Here is a 22,078-nt window from a genome sequence, read left to right as displayed (position 1 = left end):
GAATGTGATTGTGGAACGATTTTACATCACCACGCCCATCTATTACGTGAACGCGAAACCCCATCTGGGCCATGCGTACACCACCACCGTGGCCGATTCCATGGCCCGGTTCCACAGGTTGATGGGCGCGGAGACCTATTTTCTGACCGGCACCGACGAGCACGGCGACAAGATCGTCCAGGCCGCCGAGGCCAACGGCCAGACCCCGAAAGAGTACGTGGATACCATTTCCAAGCTTTTCCAGGACCTCTGGCCGGGGATGAATATATCCAACAACGACTTCATCCGCACCACCGAGCCCCGGCACGTCAAGGTGGTGCAGGAAATCCTGCAGAAGGTCTACGATGCAGGGGATATCTATTTCGGCGAATACGGCGGCCACTACTGCTTCGGCTGCGAGCGGTTCTACACCGAGAAGGAACTGGTGGACGGGTTGTGCCCGGACCATCAGACCAAGCCGGAATACATCGCCGAGAAGAATTATTTCTTCAAGATGTCCAAGTACAAGGACTGGCTCCTTGACCACATCAACAAGAATCCCGACTTCATCCGCCCCGAGCGGTACAGGAAAGAGGTCGTCAGCCTGCTGGAATCCGGCGAGCTGGAAGACCTGTGCATTTCCCGGCCCAAGTCCCGCCTGACCTGGGGCATCGAGCTGCCGTTCGACGCCGAGTACGTGACCTACGTCTGGTTCGACGCCCTCATCAACTACGTGGCCGCCCTGGGTTACCCGGACGGCGACAAGTTCAAGAAATACTGGCCTGCCGCCAACCATCTGGTGGCCAAGGATATCCTCAAGCCCCACGCCGTGTTCTGGCCGACCATGCTCAAGGCTGCGGGCATCGAGCCCTACCAGCACCTCAACGTGCACGGTTACTGGCTGGTGGAGGACACCAAGATGTCCAAGTCCATCGGCAACGTGGTCGAGCCCCTTGCCATGAAGGATGCCTACGGCCTGGACGCCTTCCGCTACTTCCTGCTGCGCGAGATGTCCTTCGGCCAGGACTCCAGCTTTTCCGAAAAGGCGCTCATCGGCCGCTTGAACGCGGACCTGGCCAACGATCTGGGCAACCTGTTCAACCGCACCCTGTCCATGACCCACAAGTACTTCGGGGGGGTCATTCCCCGGCCCGACATCGAGGACGTGGAAGACGCCGAGATCAAGAAGATCGGCCAGGGCGCCATGCAGGCTTTTCAGGATTTCTTCAACGAATTCAAGTTTTCGCGCGGCCTGGAAGGGCTGTGGGAGCTGGTTCGCGGCCTGAACAAGTACGTGGACGCCACCGCGCCCTGGACCCTGTACAAGGAAAAGAACACGGGGCGTTTGTCCACGGTCATCTATGTGCTCCTCGAGAACATGCGCAAGATCGCGGTCCATCTCTGGCCGGTCATGCCCGAGGCCTCGGAAAAAATGCTCAAGCAGCTCGGCATCACCTTTGATCCCGAAAAGGTCAATCTGCCCAAGGAGCTGGACGTCTGGGGGCTGCTGGAATCCGGTCAGACCGTTGCCGAGACCTCCAATCTCTTTCCCCGCGTGGACCCGATCGAAGACAAGGGTCCGAAAAAATCGGAAAAGAAGGGTAAAAAATCCGAAAAAACCGAAAAGGACGCCGTGGCGACCATCGAGTTCGAGGATTTTCAGAAAGTCGATCTGCGCGTGGGCACGGTCAGGGAAGTGGAAAAGCACCCCGACGCCGACCGGCTGCTGCTGGTTCGCGTGGACACCGGCGACGACGAGCTTCGTCAGGTGGTGGCCGGGATCGCCGATTTCTTCGCTCCCGATGATCTCATTGGAAAACAGGTGGTTGTGGTTACAAACCTCAAGCCGCGCAAGCTCCGCAAGCAGCTCTCCCAGGGCATGATCCTGGCAGTGAAGACCAAGGATGGCATGGAACTCCTCACCCCCACGGGCGAGGTTCCGGGCGGCAGCAAGGTCAGCTAGGCCACTCCGAAAAACAGTTTATTCAGGGACCTCCGGCAACGGGGGTCCCTTTGTTTTGGCAGACTCCTTGCAATATCGTCTTTCGAGTACGCCTTTCGTGTCAAAAACCGGGCGTACCGGGGTGGATAATGTATATTGAGTTGAGAGCCGACATGTCCGTGGGGAAAGACGGGCGAAACGGACCGTTCGCGCACGGCGTGGTCCGGCACGACGGGGATTGGGACATCGCGCCCGTGGCCGGAGAGGCCGGGGAGCGCGGTCTGACCGCGTTGGCTTTCGACGATCCCGCCATCTTCCGCGATCACGCCAAGGCCGTGGCCATGTGCGAGACCATGCGCGTCCTGGGGATGAACGTCCTGTGGAGCGCCCGGCTCGACACCGTGCCCACCGGCGGACTGCTCAAGGACATGCGCCTTGCCGGTTGCCAGCAGGTGGACATGCGGCTCAACCCGGACGAGGCAGTGGAAGGCATGTTCTGGGCGCGGCGTTATGGGTTCGAAACCCGGCTGCGCAACGAGGACGGCTCCCCGTATGTGGCCGAGCGCATTTGCTACACCGTGACCGAGCGGGAGGCGATCGCGAAACGGCTGCCCGGCCTGCACGCGGCCCAGTTCGACCTGGCCGTGGCCTATTACAAGGCGCGCCGCTATGGTGACGTCATGCTGCCGTTGGGCAAGGCCATGACCCTGGGTTTCCCCCTGAACGAGCTGTGCCTCAACCTGCTGGCCTGCCTGTCCGCGGCCAAGCACTATCCCGACCAGGCGGCGGGCCTCCTGGACCAGGCGGCATACGGCTGCCCGCATCCCGTCGTCTTTCGCAACCGGGAGCTCCTCAAGTCCTGGATCGAATCCGGCGGCGACCTCAAGGGCGTCCGGCTGGAGCTGGAACCCGTTTCCACCGTTTCCCTGTAAGACCGATTTTCCTCGACATCATGCGTGATTGCGCAGCTTAAGGTCCATTGGGTGCGGATTCAGGTAATACTGTTCCCGCAGATACTCGATGCCGTATTTGCGCACAAAGTGGTTCATCAGCGTGACCGGCACGATGAGCGGGATGAGATTGTTCCGGTAATTTTCGATTATTTCGAGGCATTCCTGCTTTTCGTCACGGCTCAGGACCTTTTTGAAATACCCCATGACGTGCATGAGCACGTCCACGTTCTTCTTGATGGTCGGCTTGAGGGAGAGCGCCCTGTGCAGCCGCTCGTGGTAGCGCGCGAACCGTTTCGGCAGGTCGCCCTTGCCGCCCTCGGCAACGATCTTGCCCAGTTCGCGGTATCCGGTGACGTCGTGGGCGCGGATGAGCATCTTGTGGCGCGTGTGGAAGTCGATGAGGTTCTTCATGGTCGCTCCCCGGTCGAGCATCCGGTTCCAGCGGTGCTCCACGAACACGCGCTCGATGAAGTTACCGCGCAGGACCACGTCGTGCAGTCGCCCGTGGTCCTCCACGGGCAGGAGAGGGAATCGTTCCATGACCATGCCTGCGAACAACCCTACCCCCGCGTAGCTCACCGGCTGGCCTCCGGATTCGGGGTATACCTTGATGCGCGTGATCCCGCTGGAGGGGGATTTGGCCTTGAAGATGAAGCCGCATAGCCGCTTCTTTTCCAACTCCGGCCAGATTCCCTCGGCCCAGTCGCGCATGGCGTCGGTCCAGTCCCTGCCGGTCTGCCGTCCCTTGAGACGGGGGTTCTCCCGTGTCCCTACCAGCCGGACCGCCTCCCGGGGCACGCCCATGCCGCAGCCGACCTCCGGGCAGACGGGGTGGTATTCGAATGAGTCGGCAAAGACGCCGGTCAGGTGTTTGGCGTGGGCTCCCTGGCCGTCATAGCGGACTTTTTCGCCGAGCAGGCAGGCGCTGATGCCGATCCTGATGGGTTCGGGCATGGTTTCCCTCCGGTATGTTTTCCGGAAAGGATACCACCCGGCGTCGGTCGGGCACAAGCATATCCCTGTCGGCGGCAAGAAAAAAGCCGCCTTGCGGCGGCTTGTAATCACTTTATGGCGCGGGAGGCTAGGAAGCCTTCGCCCGAGGGGCGTCCGGGCAGCAGGAGCAGTGTGGGCCTTCGTCGGAGTTGTTTTCCACGGCCAGGATCTTGCCGGCCAGCCCGCAGCAGAGCACCACTTCAGAGCCGCGCACCTGCACCCGGCATCCGGTCGGCCCGCCGGCCAGCACCTTTACCGGGCATCCCGGCGTCATGCCCATGGCGAGCATGCGCGCCCGCGCCTGGCGTCCACCGTCGATCCCGGCAATTCGAACAACACTCCCCGCAGGGTAGGCGGTCAAAGGCTTTTGCATAAATCTTCAGTTCCCTCAAAGTTTGGTTGAGAGTGAAAATAAGTCTCAACTTCGGTGGTGTCAATGACAAAATCAGCATGTTCCTGCATCGCCTTTGCGGTATCGGCAGGCCTGATTCCCGGCCGGTGCGAGTCGGGACGGCGGGCGGCGCCGGAGGGGAAAGGGCATACAAAACCATTGCGTTTCAAGGGCCAAGCGGGTAGTAAAATTAGCTTGTCCGGCGGGCGGTAATGTGGCCTGCGCGGATGAGGGAGGGCCACCGATCCTCCTTTCTCGAAAAACGGTGTAACTTCAACTCCTTCGAGCAGAATGCCCAAACGCACAGATATCAAGAAGATCATGTTGATCGGGTCCGGTCCCATCGTCATCGGCCAGGCTTGTGAATTCGACTACTCCGGAACCCAGGCGCTGAAAGCGCTCAAGGAGGAGGGGTACGAGGTCGTCCTGGTCAACTCCAACCCGGCCTCGATCATGACCGACCCGGAGTTGGCCGATGCCACCTACATCGAGCCCATAGAGCCGGAAACCGTTGCCCGGATCATCGAAAAAGAGCGTCCCGACGCTCTTTTGCCGACTTTGGGGGGGCAAACGGGCCTCAACACCGCCCTGGCCGTGGCCGACATGGGCGTGCTGGACAAGTTCAACGTCGAGCTTATCGGCGCGAACATCGAGGTCATCAACAAGGCGGAATCCCGTGAGGAATTCCGTGAGGCCATGAACAATATCGGCTTGGGCATGCCCGAGTCCGGCATCTGCCGCAACATGGACGACGTGCGCGAGTGGGGCGAGAAAATCCCCTTCCCGATCATCGTCCGTCCCGCCTACACCCTGGGCGGTTCCGGCGGCGGCGTGGCCTACAACATGGAAGAACTGGAAGAGATCTGCGCCAACGGCCTGGCCCTGTCCATGAAGTCCGAGATCATGCTCGAGCGGTCCATCCTGGGCTGGAAGGAGTATGAGCTGGAGGTCATGCGCGACAAGAAGGACAACTGCGTCATCATCTGCTCCATCGAGAACCTGGACCCCATGGGCGTGCACACCGGCGACTCCGTCACCGTGGCCCCGGCCCAGACCCTGACCGACGACGAGTACCAGCGGCTGCGCGATGCGTCCCTGGCCGTCATGCGCGAGATCGGCGTGGAGACCGGCGGGTCGAACGTCCAGTTCGCCATCAACCCCGAGGACGGCGAGCTGATCATCATCGAGATGAACCCGCGCGTGTCCCGTTCCTCGGCCCTGGCCTCCAAGGCCACCGGCTTCCCCATCGCCAAGATCGCGGCCAAGCTGGCCGTGGGCTACACCCTGGACGAGATTCCCAACGACATCACCCGCGAGACCATGGCCTCCTTCGAACCGGCCATCGACTACTGCGTGATCAAGATTCCCCGGTTCACCTTCGAGAAATTTCCCGGCACCGAAGACTACCTGACCACGGCCATGAAGTCCGTGGGCGAGACCATGGCCATCGGCCGGACCTTCAAGGAAGCCCTCCAGAAGGGACTCCGCTCCCTCGAGACCGGCCACATCGGCCTGGGCAAGAAGTTCGAGACCTGCGAAGTCGACAGGGCGGATATCCTGCGGCTGCTCAGGCGGCCCAACTCAGAGCGCCTCTTCGTCCTGCGCAACGCCATCCGCTGCGGCATGACCGAGGATGAGATTTTCGAGGCCACCAAGATCGATCCGTGGTTCCTGCGCCAGTTCAAAGACATCCTGGACATGGAGGCGGCGCTCATCGAGTACGGCAAGAAGGAGGGCGTGACCAGGGACGCCGAAGGCATGGCGGACATGCTGCGCAAGGCCAAGGAGTACGGCTACTCCGACGCCCAGCTGGCGGCCATGTGGAAGACCTCCGAGGACGCCGTCCGCGTCATGCGCAAGGAACTGGACATCATCCCGACCTACTACCTGGTCGATACCTGCGCCGCCGAGTTCGAGGCGTACACGCCGTACTATTATTCCACCTACGAGACCGGTCAGGAGAACGTCTGCGACGACAGGAAGAAGGTCGTCATCCTGGGCGGCGGTCCCAACCGCATCGGCCAGGGCATCGAGTTCGACTACTGCTGCTGCCATTCCTCCTTCACCCTCAAGGAGCTGGGCGTGCAGTCCATCATGGTCAACTCCAACCCGGAGACGGTCTCCACCGACTACGACACCTCGGACAAGCTCTATTTCGAGCCGCTGACCTTCGAGGACGTCATGAACATCATCGAGTTCGAAAAGCCGGACGGCGTCATCGTCCAGTTCGGCGGCCAGACCCCGCTCAATCTCGCCCTCCGCCTGATGAACGCGGGCGTGCCCCTCATCGGCACCAGCCCGGACGCCATCGACCGGGCCGAGGACCGCGAGCGGTTCAAGCAGTTCCTGAACAAGCTCAATCTCAAGCAGCCGCCCAACGGCACGGCCATGTCCATGGTCGAGGCCCGCGAGATCGCGGAGAAGCTCGGCTTCCCCCTGGTCCTGCGTCCCTCCTACGTGCTCGGCGGGCGCGGCATGGACATCGTCTACTCCATGGACGAGTTCGACCACTATTTCCGCCACTCCGCCCTGGTCTCCCCGGACCACCCGACCCTCATCGACAAGTTCCTCGAGTACGCGGTGGAGGTGGACGTGGACGCCCTGGCCGACGGCGAGGCCGTGTACATCGGCGGCGTCATGGAGCACATCGAGGAGGCGGGCATCCACTCCGGCGACTCGGCTTCGGTCCTGCCGCCGTATTCCCTCAGCCCCGAGTTGATCCGCGAGATAGAGCGCCAGACCATCGCCATGGCCAGGGAACTGGGAGTGGTCGGCCTGATGAACGTCCAGTACGCCATCAAGGACGGCGACGTGTACATCATCGAGGTCAACCCGCGCGCCTCCCGCACCGTGCCGTTCGTGTCCAAGGCCACGGGCGTGCCCCTGGCCAAGCTGGCCACCCGCGTCATGCTCGGCGAGAAGCTCAAGGACCTCAAGCCCTGGGCCATGCGCAAGAAGGGCCACGTATCCGTCAAGGAGTCCGTGTTCCCGTTCAACCGTTTCCCCAACGTGGACGTGCTGCTCGGACCCGAGATGCGCTCCACCGGCGAGGTCATGGGCATCGACCCGAGTTTCGGCCTGGCCTACATGAAAGCCCAGCTGGCCGCCGGGCAGAAGCTGCCGCTTTCGGGCAAGGTGTTCCTGTCCGTCAACGACTGGGACAAGGCCAAGGTGGTGCTCGTGGCCAAGGACTTCGAGGCCATGGGCTTCAAGGTCTGCGCCACCGGCGGCACCGCCGATTTCCTGGCGGAGAAGGGCGTGCACGTTGAAAAGGTGCACAAGGTTCACGAGGGCCAGCGCCCGCACGTGGTCGACCACATCAAGAACGGCGAGTTCGACCTGGTCATCAACACCCCCTCGGGCAAGAAGACCGTTGGCGACGCCAAGATGATCCGCCAGAACGCGCTCCTGTACAATATCCCGTACACCACCACGGTGTCCGGGGCCAAAGCCATCGCCCAGGCCATCCTGGAAGTGCGGGAAACCGGGCTGAGCGTTCAGAGCCTGCAAAAATACTACGGCTAACCGCCGTATCAGAGAGTTTCCAATGAAGAAAGAATACTGCGGTCTTTTCGGAATCTACGGCAACAAGGAAGCCGCCAGAATGACCTACTTCGGCCTCTACGCCCTGCAGCATCGCGGGCAGGAGTCCGCAGGCATAGTCACCTGGGACGGGGAGAAGATCCGCGAGCAGAAGGGCATGGGCCTGGTGGCCGACGTGTTCAACGAGCGGCACCTGGGCAAGGAGCTCAAGGGCGATATATCCATCGGCCACATCCGCTATTCCACCACGGGCGCGTCGCTCATCCGCAACGCCCAGCCGTTCCTGGTCCGGCACGGCGACCTGCGCCTGGCCGTGGCCCACAACGGCAACCTGGTGAACACCTATGAGCTGCGCAGCGAACTCGAGGCCAACGGGTCCATCTTCCAGACCACCATGGACACCGAGGTCTTCGCCCATCTGATCATCAAGTACCTGCACGAATCCGAGACCATCGAGGAGGCCATCGGCAAGGCCTGCAACCGGGTGCGCGGCGCCTATTCCATGCTCATCCTGGCCAACGACAAGATGATCGCGGTCAAGGACCCCAACGGGTTCCGGCCCCTGGCGCTGGGCCGCGTGGGCGACTCCTACGTGTTCGCCTCCGAGACCTGCGCTTTTGATCTCATCGAGGCGGAGTACCTGCGTCCCCTGGAGCCCGGCGAGCTGGTTTCGGTGCACAAGGGCAAGATGACCTCCATGAAGTTCGCTGAGTCCAAGAAGGTCAGCAAGTGCATCTTCGAGTTGATCTATTTTGCCCGTCCCGACTCCTACGTTTTCGGCGACGTGGTCTACGAGCGGCGCAAGGCCATGGGCGTCCAGCTGGCCAGGGAAGCCCCGGTTGACGCCGATTTGGTCATGCCGTTCCCGGACTCCGGCAACTACGCGGCCGTGGGCTATTCCCAGGAATCCGGCCTGCCGCTGGAGCTGGCCATGATCCGGAACCACTATGTTGGCCGGACCTTTATTCAGCCCTCCCAGGACATGCGCGACTTCTCGGTCCGCGTGAAGCTCAACCCGGTCAAGTCCATGATCAAGGGCAAGCGCATCGTCATCGTGGAGGACTCCATCGTGCGCGGCACCACCATCCGGGCCCGCGTCCAGAAGCTGCGCGAGCTGGGGGTGCGGGAGATACACCTGCGCGTGTCCTGCCCGCCCATCAAGTTCCCCTGTTTCTACGGCATCGACTTTTCCTCCAAGGGCGAGCTCATCGCCGCCAATCATTCGGTGGAGGACATCGCCCGGTTTATGAACATCGATTCCCTGCACTACCTGACCATCCCCGGTCTGGTGGACTCCGTGACCCAGAACGACTGGTGTCTGGCCTGCTTCAACGGCAATTATCCGGTGCCCCTGGCCGACCGGATGGGCAAGGACTGCCTGGAAGCCGCTCCCGGCATCATCAAGGAATTCTGTTGATGCCGTTGAAAAACGTACAGTTGCCGTGTTGCTGCGGGGAAAAGCCGTCATCACGTTTTTTCCCCTTGCGTCCTGCACTTGCACGTTTTTGAACAGCATCGTGAAATGGTATATGGGATAAAGCCATGAGTTGCGATAACGGCAAGAAAGACTGGCTGGAACTGGCCCGCGAGGTCCTCGACATCGAGATCGAGGGGCTGGCCGCAGCCAGGGATCAGCTGGACGACGAGTTCGTCCGCGCCCTGACCCTCATGGCCGAGTGCCAAGGCCGCGTGGTCATTACCGGCGTGGGCAAGTCCGGACTGGTGGGCCGCAAGATCGCGGCCACCCTGGCGTCTACCGGCACGCCGTCGTTTTTCCTTCACCCGGTCGAGGGTGCCCACGGCGACATGGGCATGCTCCGGCGCGAGGACGTCATCCTGGCTCTGTCCAACTCGGGCGGCACCGACGAAGTGAACGGAATCCTGCCGACGCTGAAGTCTCTCGGCTGTTCGGTCATCGCCATGACCTCCAATCGCGCTTCGGCCATGGCCGAGGCCGCCGACGTGGTGGTCAAGGTGGCCGTGCCGCGCGAGGCATGCCGCATGGGCCTTGCCCCGACGTCCTCCACCACCGCGCAACTGGCCGTGGGCGACGCCCTGGCCGTCTGCCTCATGGAGTGGAAGTCCTTCAGCCAGGACGATTTCCGCAAGTTTCATCCCGGCGGGTCTCTGGGACAGAGGCTGGCCACCTGCGTGGATCAGCTCATGCATACGAATGACCTGCCTGTGGTGGGGGAGGACGCGGCCGTGGAAGCGGCCCTGGCGGCCCTCAACGCGGGCGGCATGGGGCTGGTGGCCATCGTCGGCGACGACAATGTGCTCAAGGGCGTGTTCACCGACGGCGACGTGCGGCGGCAGGTCTGCGCCGGGAAGCTTGATGCGGCCGCGCCCATCGTCGACCACATGACCGTCTCCCCCCGTCGGGCGGCGGCGGGCGACAGTTCGGCTCACGTCCTCGACGTCATGGAGCGCAACGAGATCACGGTCCTGCCCGTGGTCCGCGAAGACGGGACCCTGGCCGGCCTGGTCCACCTGCACGACCTGCTCGGCAAGGGCGCACTCAAATTTTCCAACGGCCACGGCGGGAGAGCCTCTTAGGGAGGCGGGAGCGCATGGTGCCCGGCACACAGAACGGCGACTCGGACGTTTGCCGAAGGTGCTCGCAGCAGGGACCGACCTGCTGCCGCATAGCCACAGGCCAGGAGGAGTTCTGTTTCCCGCTGTCGCAGTCGGAAAAGGAACGCATCCAGGATCATGTCCCCCACACGGGCGGTTTCGTGCTGTCGTCCAATTCCAAGGCGTTCATCGACCATGTGTGCCGGTTGTTCCCGGGCGAAGAAGACCTCGTCAGGGAGCTCTTCCCCGAGGGAAGGGAGCATTTTCGGCTGGCCGTGGACTCCATGGGCGCATGCCGGTTTCTCGGTCCGCTGGGGTGCGAGATTCCCAAGGAGGCGCGGCCCTACTACTGCCGCATATTCCCTTTCTGGATGATCGGCCCGGACGTGATATTTTTCGATTCCCCCACCTGCCTCGCCAGGAGGGAAGGGGAAACGTTGACGAGAATCCTCGATACACTTGATACCGGCAAGGCGAACGTCAAGGACCTGTACGGGCGGTTGCGCCTCGTATGGGGACTGTCGCCTCGAAAAGGGGCCTGCCGGGTCAAAAAAAGCTTCTGACGGATAGCTGCATGAAAAAGTTTCTCAAGATATTCGGCATCTTCGTGTTGATCTGTTTTCTGGCCGGTGTGGGCGGAGCCGTCTGGCTCTACAACTGGGCGGCCAAGGACCTGCCCGGTTTCAAGAACATCACCGACTACAACCCGCCGCTGGTGACCACGGTCTACGCCAAGGACAACCAGGTGCTGGGCTATTTCTACAAGGAAAAGAGGTTCCTGGTCACGCTGGACCAGATGAGCGAGTGGGTGCCCAAGGCCTTTCTCGCCTCCGAGGACGCCTCCTTCTACGAGCATGAAGGCGTGGACCTGACCGCCATCGTGCGCGCATTCAAGGCCAACCTCGTTGCCGGGCGCACCAAGCAGGGCGGTTCCACCATCACCCAGCAGATCATCAAGCGCCTCCTGCTTTCCTCCGAGAAGAGCTACCAGCGCAAGCTCAAGGAAGCGATTCTCGCCTTCCGGCTGGAGAAGTACCTGACCAAGGAAGAGATCCTGACCATCTATCTCAACCACATCTTCCTCGGCGCGCACTCCTATGGCGTGGAGGCCGCCTCCCGGACGTATTTCGCCCGGCACGCCACGGACCTGACCCTGGCCCAGTCGGCCATGCTGGCCGGGCTGCCCCAGGCCCCCTCCCGGTACAACCCCTATCAGAATTTCGAGCTGGCCAAGCAGCGCCAGCGGTACGTGCTGGAGCAGATGCACAACCTCGGCTGGATCACCACCGACCAGTACCGCGAGGCCCTCGATGAGGAGGTCGTGCTCGAATCCATGTCCGACCCGTCCTGGGGAACCGGTGCCTATTATCTTGAAGAGGTCCGCCGCTGGCTCATCGACAACTTCGGCGAGGAGGCCACCTACAACGGCGGCCTGACCGTGACCACGCCCTGCGACATCAAGCATCAGGACAGTGCCGAGAAGGCGGTCCGGCGCGGGCTCATCGATTCGGCCAAGCGGCGCGGCTGGACCGGTCCCATCGGCACCTATACCCCGGCGGACGTGCCGGGCATCCTGGAACAAGGGCCGCAGGACACCGAAAACATCATGGACAAGTCCCGCCTCATGAAGGCGTGGGTGTCCGCCGTATACCCGGACAAGGCCGTGGTCCGCTTCGGCAAGTTCCACGGCGTGATTCCGCTCAAGGCCATGTGGTGGGTGCGCCACCCCGATCCCAAGAAGTCCCATGAGGACGCGCCCGATCCCACCGATGCCCGCAAGGTGCTCAAGAAGGGTGATGTGGTCTGGGTGACCGTGTCCGAGGCCCCCGAGGCCGAGGAAGGGACCTGGGTCCTCGACCTGGAACGCGAGCCCAAAGTGGAAGGGGCCATGGTCTCCATGAAGCCGGACACCGGCGAGGTGCTCGCCCTGGTGGGCGGCTACGGCTTCGAGAAGAGCCAGTTCAACCGGGCCACCCAGGCCCGCCGCCAACCCGGCTCGGCGTTCAAGCCCATTGTCTATTCCGCCGCCATCGACAGCGGCTTCACTGCCGCCAGCATCGTGCTGGACGCGCCCATCGTCTACGCCAACGACGCCGAGGGCAAGCTCTGGCGGCCCCAGAATTTCGAGGGCACCTTCGACGGCCCGACGCTGTTGCGTACCGCCCTGGTCAAGTCCAAGAACCTGTGCACCATCCGGGTGGCCCAGAAGATCGGCATCCGGGCGATCATCGACCGGGCCAAGGCCATGGGGCTCGAGACCGAGTTCCCCTACGACCTGTCCGTGTCGCTCGGCTCGGCTTCGGTCTCGCTCCTGAACCTCTGCCAGGCCTATTCGACCTTCCCGCGCGGCGGTTCCTACATCAGGCCGCGCACGGTCCTGTCCGTGAAGTCCGCCTGGGGCGACGACCTGTACACTTCCGAGCCGGAGATGGTGGACGCCATCAGCCCGCAGACCGCCTATATCATGGCCAGCCTGATGAAGCAGGTGGTCCAGTACGGCACGGGCTGGCGGGCCCGGGTCCTGAAACGGCCCTTGGCGGGCAAGACCGGCACCTCCAACAACGAGCAGGACGCTTGGTACATGGGCTATTCCCCGTACCTGCTGACCGGCGTGTACGTGGGCTTCGACGAGCTGACGCCCATGGGCAAGTGGGAGACCGGCTCGCGCGCGGCCAGCCCCATCTGGGTGGACTACCGCAAGAAGGTGGAGGAAGATTATCCTTACCAGGACTTCACCCAGCCGCCGGGAATTGTTATGGTCCGGGTAGACGGCACCACGGGCAAGCTCGCCTCGCCGTCCTCGACCACGGAATTCTTCCTGCCGTTCAAGGAGGGTACGGAGCCCACCGAGATGGCCTCCAGCAGTGGCGGTGAGGATGCGCCCGTGTCCGACGACGATTTGTTCAAGCAGACCTTTTAGGCTCAAAAGGGGGACCCATGGAACTTTCCATCTACCAGGTTGACGCCTTTGCCGACGGCATCTTCACCGGCAACCCGGCAGCGGTCATTCCCCTGTACGAGTGGCTCTCCGACGATCTGATGCGCCATATAGCCATGGAGAACAACCTGTCCGAGACGGCGTTTTTCGTGCAAAAGGGCGAGTACTTCGAGCTGCGCTGGTTCACTCCCGAGGAGGAGATCGACCTGTGCGGCCACGCCACCCTGGCCAGCGCCCACGTGCTCTACGAGTTCCTCGAATACACCGACCCGGTGGTGGTCTTCGAGACCAAGTCCGGGCGGCTCTTCGTGGACCGCGAAGGAGACCTGTACTCCATGGACTTCCCGGCCTGGGAATACCGTGAGATCGAAGTCACCGAGCGGGTTTCCACGGCCCTGGGCGCGCGTCCGGCGGAGCTCTACATGGGGCAGCGGGACATGATGGCCGTGTTCGAGACCGAGGAGGAGGTCCGGGCGCTTGATCCCGATTTCCGCCTGGTCGCCAAGCTGGACGGCCTGGGCCTGATCTGCACCTCCCCGAGCCAGGATTATGATTTCGTGTCCCGGTTCTTCGTCTCCGAGTTGTCCATCCCCGAGGATCCGGTCACCGGGTCGGCCCACACCATGCTGGTGCCGTTCTGGGCCGACAGGCTGGGCAAGGACGTGCTGACCGCCTACCAGGCGTCCAAACGCGGCGGCGTGCTCTATTGCGAGAACTTGGGCGGCGGTCGGGTCAAGATTTCCGGCAAGGCCGTGTCCTACATGACCGGGACCATACACCTCTAGGAGGGGCCATGCCGTTCATCAAGGTCGAGACCAACATCGGCATCGACGATCCCGCCGCGTACACCAAGGCGCTGTCCGCCCTGGCCGCCGACATGCTCGGCAAGCCCGAGTCCTACGTCATGGCCGTGCTGGAAGCGGACAAGAACCTGTTTTTCGGCGGCACGGACGCCCCCGCCGCCTACGTCACCCTCGACTCCATCGGTCTGCCCGAGGCCAGGACGTCGGATTTTTCCGCTGCCATCTGCGCCTTTCTGGAGGATGCGCTCAAGATTCCGGCCAACCGGATTTACATCGCTTTCGGCACCATTCAGCGCAACCTCTTCGGCTGGGATTCCGGGACGTTCTGATTTCTTGTCAATCAGTGGAAAGGGCCGGGAAGCATGTGCTTCCCGGCCCTTTTTTTACAGCAACTGCAGTTTCCAGTTGAAATCGCTTGTTCGTTTCGGCCTGGGCACCCCTTTGGGCCAGGATTCGCGGATGGAGATGAAGGTCTTGATGCCGAGGCGCTCCAGGGTCCGGGTCTCCTTGGTCAGGTCCAGTTCCCAGCCGGGATAGATCCAGTTGTTCTGGCCGTGCTTCTGGACGAAGGCCGCCTCGTTCATGGGGCTCTTTATGGTCTCGTCGAAGCGTACGGATTCGGCCAGGAATCGGGATATGCCGAAGGGCCACAACCCCTTGACCACGAACCCGAGCGGCAGGGGCGTGTTCTGGGCCAGGGCGCGGATTTCCTCAAAGGGCAGTTCCGGGCTGATGATGGCCGATGAACAGCCGAGGTTCCTGAGCGCGTCCAGGGCAAACTTGTTGGACGCGTTGCAGAACGGCCCGGCGGTGAGGGTGGCGTTCTTGCGGTCCTCGAAAAAGGCGGCCTGCCACGGTGCGCCCAGCACGAACTCCTTGGCCCCCTTCTTGACCGCCTCCTTGATCAGGGAGCGGTACTTCTTGTCCTCGTCGGGCCAGATCACGGGCGGCAGCCACCACTGGGACCGGGACACGAGGCTGGTCGGGGTCTTGCCGATGGTGGACCGCTCCAGCCAGAAGGCGGCCCGGTTGTAGATGCGCCCGCGCGGGTAGGTGCGGAACAGGGTGACGGCCTCCGGGCGGAGATTGCGGCTCTTTCCGGCTGCGGGCCACTTCGGAGTGAAGGTCGATTCCTTGGGTTCCGGGGCCGGGAAGAAGTCGAGTTCCTTCTCCAGGTCCTTGATCAGCTTGGTCAGCTCCCGTTCGCGGCGGTCCACCAGGAATACCTTGGTGCCGGTGGGCAGGGACGGCCCCTTGATTTTGGGGTTGAAGGGGATGTCCATGCGCCCGCGCTTGGGCACCTTGCGCCGGATGGGCAGGGTGCGGTGGCCCGGCTGGTCCTCGTAGCCCACCCGGATCAGGTCGCCGGGCTGGAGATCCTCGCGCGGCTGGAAATAGATTTTTTTCTGTTCCCGCTTTATCTCGCCCACGAACCGGCCAGAGCTGGTCTCCTCGCCGGGCTGCACGGGCTGGAACGGCCGCTGGGGCAGGAAGGTGGAGTGGGTGGCCGGGCGGCCCAGGGCCTGGTCGAGCAGCTCCAGGGCCGTTTTCTTGGCCTGGGCGTCCTGCGGGTTGTCGCGCAGCAACTGGTACGCCCTGACCGTGTAGAAGACGTAGTGCGGGCCTTTCTTGCGGCCCTCGATCTTCCAGGACGCCACCTTGGGCATGGACAGCAGCGGCTTGGTCAGCACGTCCAGGGAGAGGTCGGTGCAGGAGAAAAGGCGTTCGGGCCGGTTCTTGCCCTGGGTGTAGAGGCGGCGGCAGGGCTGCACGCAGCGGCCGCGCAGGCCGGACTTGCCGCCCAGGTAGCTGGACCAGTAGCAGCGGCCGGACACGCAGTGGCAGAGCGCGCCGTGGACGAAGATTTCCAGGTCCAGGTCCTTGGGGCAGGCGTCGGCCATGAGCTTGATCTCGTCCAGGTTGAGCTCGCGGGGAATGACCACGCGGTTGGCACCGAGTTTCTTGGCCACGTCAAGGCCCGCCGGGTGGCTCAGGTTGGCCAGGGTGGACAGGTGCAACTCCCCGGTGAAGCCCGCCTGTTTGGCCAGGGTGAGCATGCCCAGGTCCTGGACGATGAGGGCGTGGGGCTTGACGGTTCTCTGCAAACGGTCGATAAGACGGCCCGCGGATTCCGGGTCGCCCGGCTTGACCAGGGTGTTCATTGCCACGTAGGTCTTGGTACCCCGGTCGCGGCCCAGGCTTGCCAGTTGCGCGAGCTCACTGATAGAGAAGTTCGTGGCCTGCATGCGGGCCGAGAAATGTTTCAGGCCCACGTAGACGGCGTCCGCCCCTGCGGCCACCGCCGCCAGATAGGATTGCCTGCCCCCTGCCGGGGCCATGATTTCGGGAATGTGCTTTTTACTCATAAGGTATCTGTATGTCCTTGCGGAATTGTCGTGATGTCAAGGTGTTGCAAGTTTCCCCGGTCGGCCGGTCCGAAACGCCGGACGAATTTTTCGAGCTGATCCTGGAGTATCCGGACTGGGACGGGTGGAAGCCCGGCCAGTTCGTCATGGTCCGGCCCGTTTCCTGGGAACTCGACATGCTCTGGGCCCGGCCCTTTTCCATCTCCTCCGCCGGAGACGGCAGGCTGACACTGTTCATCCAGAAGGTTGGGCGGGGCACCGGCCGTCTGGCCCGGATCGCGCCCGGTGACATGGTAACCCTCTGGGGGCCTCTGGGCAACTCGTTTGCCGTGGAGAAGGATACGCCGACCCTTTTGCTCGCGGGAGGCATCGGCATCGCACCTTTTCGCGGTTATGTCGAGCGCCATCCGTCACCGAAAAACGTGCAGCTCTTTCTGGCCCATCGCCTGCCCCTGGCATGCTACCCCTACGATTACCTGTGCGGCCACGTGCAAGGGCAATGCATACTTGAGGAAAAGCCCGAAGACCTGGACGGGATCATCGACGCCATGGGCGGTTTGATCAAGGAATATGCGCAAAAGAAAGGGTTGGTACTCGCCTGCGGGCCCACGCCTTTCATGCGCACCGTGCAGCGGTTTGCCAGGGAGTTCGGCGCGCGGGCCCAGGTGTCGCTGGAAAATCGCATGGCCTGCGGAGTGGGCGCGTGCCTGGGGTGCGTGACCAGGGACGGCGAAGGGCACCACGTGCAGGTGTGCACCAAGGGACCCGTTTTCTGGGCCGACAAAGTGGAACTCTAGGAGGCCGGTACAATGAATATGCATGTTTCCATCGCCGGTCTCGAACTCAAGAATCCGGTCATGACCGCCTCGGGCACCTTCGGCTTCGGCCTCGAGTTTGCGCCCTACGGCGATCTCGAAGCCCTCGGCGGCTTCGTGGCCAAGGGCATCTCCCTGAAGCCCCGCGAGGGCAACCCCATGCCGCGCATTGCCGAGACGCCGTGCGGCATGCTCAACGCCATCGGCATCCAGAATCCCGGGGTCGAGGCCTTTGTCACCCAGGCCCTGCCCGCGCTCAAAAGCAAGGACGTGGCCGTGGTCGCCAACCTGTACGCCTGCGATGCCGCCGAGTTCGGCGAGTTGGCCGGTGTGTTGGCGGGCGAGGAGGGCGTGGCCGCCCTTGAGGTCAACGTCTCCTGCCCCAACGTCAAGGAGGGCGGCGTGGCCTTCGGCCAGGACCCGGCCCAGATCGCGCGTGTCACCGAGGCGGTCAGGAAAAAGGCGGGCGGGAAGCACGTTATGGTCAAGCTGTCGCCCAACGTGACCGACATCACGGTCTGCGCCAGGGCTGCCGTGGACGGCGGGGCGGACTCCCTGTCGCTGATCAACACCCTGTCCGGCATGGCCGTGGACGTGCGGACCGGAAAACCGCGCATCGCCAACGTCATCGCCGGGCTGTCCGGCCCTGCCATCAAGCCGGTGGCCCTTCGGTGCGTGCACCAGGTGGTCCGGGCCGTGGACGTTCCGGTCATCGGCATCGGCGGCATCGCTTCCGCAGAGGACGCCCTGGAGTTCATCCTGGTGGGCGCGCACGCCGTGCAGGTGGGCACCGCCAATTTCCTGCGCCCGGATTTCGCCTTCGGCCTGGCCGGAGAGATGGAAAAACTGCTCTCCGAGGTCGGGGCCGAGAGCCTGGAAGCATTCCGGGGCAGCCTGCAACTTCCTTTGTGATAACAGGACAATTTTTTCCTTGCCAAGGCAGGGCATATTGGTTAGTTACTGCCTCTCGAACGCGGAGAGGTGTCCGAGTCCGGCTTAAGGAGCACGCCTGGAAAGCGTGTATGGGGGGAACTCCATCGGAGGTTCAAATCCTCTCCTCTCCGCCATAGAAATCAAAAGGCTTGCAGCAAATGCTGCAAGCCTTTTTTGCGTCAGGGGAACACTGTTCCGGTTTTTGTTCGGATTGACGATTGGAAGTCGCGGGGGACCCGTTGAGAAATCGACGGGTCCTTTTTCCTATGTGGCCGAAATATAATCGACAGTAGGTAAGGGGTGTTGTAGGGGTACAGGCATAATATACCTCTTTGCCGGGATTGTGGCGATCCGAATCGTCGGGTTTCATGGTCTCTCGGGAGGGGCTGCACCTTCTTGTCGGGAGTCTGAAGGATATCACCGTGCCGCTTTTCGTACGCCACAACAATAAGAGATCCCTGGTCCAATATCTGACCACGAGCCTTATCGCCGTTGTCTTCCTGTCTTCCCTGGCGATTTCTTCGGTGGTCTTTTTCGTCCTTTATACGAAATCCGAGGCCCAGTTCGAGCAACGGGCCACCGAGGCCATGACCCATCTTTCCCATTCCCTGGAGCCGTATCTGTGGCACATGGAGGAAGGCTCGGTGGTCAGCCTGTGCGAGACCTTCACCCGGCTCGACATCGTGGTCTACATCAACGTGGCCGATCATCGCGGTAATAATATTTATGAATACGGCCAGTTGGGCGATAATACCATCGTCAAGGAATCGACCATCGTATACGAGGGCGTCGAGGTCGGTTCGGTAAAGCTGGGCCTGACGCCCGCAGTATTCAAGCAAAAGGTGTTCGAGACCACCTGGATCAGCCTCCTGTCCCTGCTGTCCGTGGTCATGATTCTTGGTTTCTTCACCAAGCTGGTGTTGAACAAGACCCTGAGGACGCCCCTCGGTCACCTTATCGGGCGCATCGAGGCCATGGCTGCGGGCAAATATGAGGAAGGAGAGCGGGAGAACCGGTTCTCCGAGATGCAGGTTATCCTGTCCAAGTTCAACGAGATGACGGAACAGGTGCGGCTCAGGGAGGACGAACTGCGCGTCAGCGAGCAGAAGTACCGGCATCTCTTTGAGACGAGCATCGAGGGCATTCTCACAACGGACAAGGACTTCAGGATCGCCATGGTCAACAAGGTCATGGCCGAGATGTTCGGTTATACCGAAACCGAGATGCTCGGCATGCCCGTGGAAAAACTCGTTCACGCGGACGAACATGACGAGCACGGCATTGAGACCGACAAGCGGCGGACCGGGCACGCCTCACGGTATGAGCGACGATTTGTGCGAAAGGACGGGAGTGTTGTTTCGGCCCTCGTGTCCTCCACCCCGACATTCGACGATCAGGGGATATTCAACGGGTCCTTCAACATGGTTACCAACATCACGGACCTGCGCCGGGCCCAGGCGGAGCTCAAGCTGGCCAACGATCAGTTGGAGCGGCGTGTTGTCGAGCGAACGGACGAATTGAACAAGACCAATCGCCTCCTGCAGTCCGAGATTCATATCCGGAGGCAGACCGAGAAGGCGATCATCGAGGCCAAGGAGTCCGCCGAGGAAGCGACCAGGGCAAAGAGTGAATTCCTGGCCAATATGAGCCATGAGATCAGGACGCCCATGAACGCCATCATCGGCATGACCCACCTGGCCAAGATGACGAAGCTGACGGCGGTCCAGAAGGATTATCTCAACAAGATCGACATCTCCGCCCGTTCCCTGCTCGGCATCATCAACGACATCCTGGACATGTCCAAGGTCGAAGCGGGCATGCTGGCCGTCGAGGCCACGGAATTCAGGCTCAACGAGGTCCTGGAGCAGCTGGCCACCATCATTTCCCCCCGGGCCAACGAGAAGAAACTCGAATTTCTCATCAATGTGGACAAGGAAGTGCCTCCGGTCCTGGTGGGCGACTCCATGCGGTTGTCCCAGATTCTCATCAATCTGTGCAACAATGCCGTCAAGTTCACGGACAACGGGTCGGTTGTCGTCAGCATCGATAAGGTCGAGGACTGCGACAGCGACGTGAAACTCCGGTTTTCGGTCAAGGATGACGGCATCGGCATCCGGTCCGATCAGATAGACAGATTGTTCGAGCCTTTTACCCAGGCCGACACATCGACCACCCGCAAATACGGCGGCTCTGGGCTCGGTCTCCATCTCTGCAACCGGCTTGTGGAATTGATGGGAGGCCTCATCGGGGTCGAGAGCGAAGTAGGCAAGGGGAGCACGTTCTGGTTCGAGATCACCCTGCCCATTCGCGACTGGGATGAAGGGGAGTCCGTCCTGCCCGGCAACATGCGGGGGATGCGCACGCTGGTCGTGGACGACAACCCCACCTCCCGGGTCATCCTCAAGGGCATGCTCGAGCATATCGGGCTGCGCGTTGATCTGGCCTCATCGGGCTTTGAGGCGATCGACAAGCTGCGAGAGAGCCCGGACGGCGAATACAGTTTGCTTGTCATCGACTGGCGCATGCCGGAGTTGGACGGCATCGATACCGCCGGGAAAATCATGCTGGACCCCATGATCCCCGTGAAGCCCCCCATGGTCATGGTCTCCGCATACGGCAACGCGGCCCTGGTGAAGAAATCCAATGAGATGGGATTCAAGGGGCTGCTGTTCAAGCCGGTCAACCAGTCCTTCCTTTTCAATCTCGTGGTGGAGATCCTGGGCAAGGGCATGGTGACCACCACCCAGGCCCTGACCGATGGAAGGGACGCGGACAGATTGGCGGGTTCCCGCGTCCTGCTCGCGGAAGACAATGAGATCAACCGGCAGGTGGCCCACGAAATACTGTCGACAATGGGCGTTCGGATTGCCGAGGTAGTGAACGGCAAGGAGGCGCTTGATTACCTGGAAGACAACGAGGTCGATCTGGTCCTCATGGATATCCAGATGCCGGTCATGGACGGTTACGAGGCCACGGCGGCGATCAGAAAACAGGTGCGCTTCAGGGATCTGCCTGTCATCGCCATGACGGCCCATGCCATGATCGACGACATCGAGGAGAGCCGCCGGTCCGGCATGAACGATCACATCGCCAAGCCGTTCGATCCCGACGACCTGTTCAGCATGTTGTGCAAGTGGATTCCGGAGTCCAAGGTCGAGGTCGATGAAGTGAAGATCGACGAGGTCGCCGACGAAGGCAAGGAAACGACATTGCCTTCTCTTGCTGGAATCGATGTCGAACTCGGGCTCAAGCGGGCGCGCGGCAATGAAAAACTGTACCGGAACCTCCTGCTCCTGCTGGAAGACAAATATGCCGACGCGGCGGACGAGATAGAAAAGGCCCTGGCCGAGGGACTACGACCGGACGGTGTTTCCCTGGCCCATTCCGTCAAGGGGACGTCCGGCATGCTGGGGGCGATGGACCTGTTCGAAATGGCCAGTCGGCTCGAGATGGCCCTGGACGACGACTCGTGCCCGGACGTATCCGCCGAACTGGGCGCGTTCCGGGAAGCCCTTGAAGTGGTCATAGACAGCGTGCGCATAGTCCGGGCCGGTACGACGGAAACGGGTCTCGGTCATGACCTGAAGGTCGCGGACGTGGAGGAATTGCGGGCGGCGCTTGCCGAACTGAAGGCGCCGTTGTCCCGCGGGGCTCCCATGGAGAGCAGGGACGGGGCCGAAAAGGTCCGGTCCCTGGGCTGGCCGGCTGAACTGGAAACGGACGTGGCCGAGCTCCTGCGCCTCATCGCCGAATACGATTTCAAGAAGGCCCTCGGCCTTGCCGCGGAGCTGGAAAAGCGGCTGTAACTCCCACCCTTTTTAATCCGGGGCAAAGTAAAAGGCGCGTTC

16 protein-coding genes and 1 tRNA gene are annotated in these 22,078 nt (G+C 62.1%); 13 read left to right on the top strand and 4 right to left on the bottom strand.

Going from position 1 to position 22,078, the window contains the following annotated elements; translation table 11 throughout:
* Window positions 1–10 precede the first annotated feature (10 nt).
* Window positions 11–1,942, top strand: a complete 1,932-nt coding sequence (gene metG / locus OO730_RS03665) for a methionine--tRNA ligase (protein ID WP_407681905.1) — start codon at window positions 11–13, stop codon at window positions 1,940–1,942.
* A 152-nt stretch (window positions 1,943–2,094) separates the two neighbouring features.
* The gene (locus OO730_RS03660) at window positions 2,095–2,853 is read left to right on the top strand and encodes a hypothetical protein (RefSeq protein ID WP_264983222.1); all 759 of its coding nucleotides are present in this window, start codon (window positions 2,095–2,097) and stop codon (window positions 2,851–2,853) included.
* An 18-nt stretch (window positions 2,854–2,871) separates the two neighbouring features.
* On the opposite strand, the gene OO730_RS03655 is transcribed toward OO730_RS03660, so the two are convergent.
* From OO730_RS03655 to OO730_RS03645, 3 genes are all read right to left on the bottom strand, one after another.
* A complete protein-coding gene (locus OO730_RS03655) occupies window positions 2,872–3,828 on the bottom strand; it encodes a YbgA family protein (RefSeq protein ID WP_264983221.1) in 957 nt (318 codons plus the stop codon).
* A 127-nt stretch (window positions 3,829–3,955) separates the two neighbouring features.
* A complete protein-coding gene (locus tag OO730_RS03650; protein ID WP_264983220.1) occupies window positions 3,956–4,240 on the bottom strand; it encodes a FeoA family protein in 285 nt (94 codons plus the stop codon).
* Window positions 4,225–4,581 carry a hypothetical protein gene (locus OO730_RS03645; RefSeq protein WP_264983219.1) on the bottom strand — a complete coding sequence of 119 codons (357 nt, stop codon included), beginning with the start codon at window positions 4,579–4,581 and terminating at the stop codon, window positions 4,225–4,227. Before OO730_RS03645 ends, OO730_RS03650 begins: the two co-directional genes overlap by 16 nt.
* Here OO730_RS03645 and carB point away from each other — a divergent pair.
* The 7 genes from carB (at window position 4,550) to OO730_RS03610 (ending at window position 14,445) form a co-directional block, all read left to right on the top strand.
* A complete protein-coding gene (gene carB, locus OO730_RS03640; protein ID WP_264983218.1) occupies window positions 4,550–7,783 on the top strand; it encodes a carbamoyl-phosphate synthase large subunit in 3,234 nt (1,077 codons plus the stop codon). The two genes, OO730_RS03645 and carB, sit on opposite strands and share 32 nt — an antisense overlap.
* A gap of 22 nt (window positions 7,784–7,805) precedes the next feature.
* Window positions 7,806–9,218, top strand: a complete 1,413-nt coding sequence (gene purF, locus OO730_RS03635) for an amidophosphoribosyltransferase (RefSeq protein ID WP_264983217.1) — start codon at window positions 7,806–7,808, stop codon at window positions 9,216–9,218.
* A gap of 125 nt (window positions 9,219–9,343) precedes the next feature.
* Window positions 9,344–10,357, top strand: coding sequence for a KpsF/GutQ family sugar-phosphate isomerase (locus OO730_RS03630; RefSeq protein ID WP_264983216.1), 1,014 nt, complete (start codon window positions 9,344–9,346; stop codon window positions 10,355–10,357).
* Between the two features lie 14 nt (window positions 10,358–10,371).
* Window positions 10,372–10,938 carry a YkgJ family cysteine cluster protein gene (locus OO730_RS03625; RefSeq protein WP_264983215.1) on the top strand — a complete coding sequence of 189 codons (567 nt, stop codon included), beginning with the start codon at window positions 10,372–10,374 and terminating at the stop codon, window positions 10,936–10,938.
* A gap of 11 nt (window positions 10,939–10,949) precedes the next feature.
* The gene (locus tag OO730_RS03620; protein WP_264983214.1) at window positions 10,950–13,295 is read left to right on the top strand and encodes a penicillin-binding protein 1A; all 2,346 of its coding nucleotides are present in this window, start codon (window positions 10,950–10,952) and stop codon (window positions 13,293–13,295) included.
* Between the two features lie 17 nt (window positions 13,296–13,312).
* Entirely contained in the window at window positions 13,313–14,098 is a 786-nt protein-coding gene (locus OO730_RS03615) for a PhzF family phenazine biosynthesis protein (RefSeq protein WP_264983213.1), read from the top strand.
* 8 nt (window positions 14,099–14,106) lie between these two features.
* Window positions 14,107–14,445 (top strand): phenylpyruvate tautomerase MIF-related protein, encoded by a 339-nt coding sequence (locus tag OO730_RS03610; RefSeq protein WP_264983212.1) that lies wholly within the window; start codon window positions 14,107–14,109, stop codon window positions 14,443–14,445.
* Window positions 14,446–14,499: 54 nt separating this feature from the next.
* On the opposite strand, the gene OO730_RS03605 is transcribed toward OO730_RS03610, so the two are convergent.
* Window positions 14,500–16,482: a peptidase U32 family protein gene (locus OO730_RS03605; RefSeq protein ID WP_264983211.1), complete on the bottom strand. Its 1,983-nt coding sequence runs from the start codon at window positions 16,480–16,482 to the stop codon at window positions 14,500–14,502.
* Between the two features lie 11 nt (window positions 16,483–16,493).
* Between OO730_RS03605 and OO730_RS03600 the strand changes: the two genes are divergently transcribed.
* The 4 genes from OO730_RS03600 to OO730_RS03585 all read left to right on the top strand — a co-directional run bounded on the left by OO730_RS03600 (window position 16,494) and on the right by OO730_RS03585 (window position 22,036).
* Window positions 16,494–17,279, top strand: a complete 786-nt coding sequence (locus OO730_RS03600) for an iron-sulfur cluster-binding protein (protein WP_264983210.1) — start codon at window positions 16,494–16,496, stop codon at window positions 17,277–17,279.
* A gap of 12 nt (window positions 17,280–17,291) precedes the next feature.
* Complete coding sequence (locus OO730_RS03595; RefSeq protein WP_264983209.1) at window positions 17,292–18,209, top strand: dihydroorotate dehydrogenase; 918 nt, start codon at window positions 17,292–17,294, stop codon at window positions 18,207–18,209.
* Between the two features lie 63 nt (window positions 18,210–18,272).
* Window positions 18,273–18,364: transfer RNA gene (locus OO730_RS03590), tRNA-Ser, on the top strand.
* Between the two features lie 288 nt (window positions 18,365–18,652).
* Window positions 18,653–22,036, top strand: coding sequence for a hybrid sensor histidine kinase/response regulator (locus tag OO730_RS03585; RefSeq protein ID WP_264983208.1), 3,384 nt, complete (start codon window positions 18,653–18,655; stop codon window positions 22,034–22,036).
* Window positions 22,037–22,078: the final 42 nt, after the last annotated feature.

This window comes from Pseudodesulfovibrio portus (genome assembly GCF_026000375.1).
GTDB lineage: Bacteria > Desulfobacterota > Desulfovibrionia > Desulfovibrionales > Desulfovibrionaceae > Pseudodesulfovibrio > Pseudodesulfovibrio portus.
This window is presented reverse-complemented; position numbering and strand designations above follow the sequence as displayed.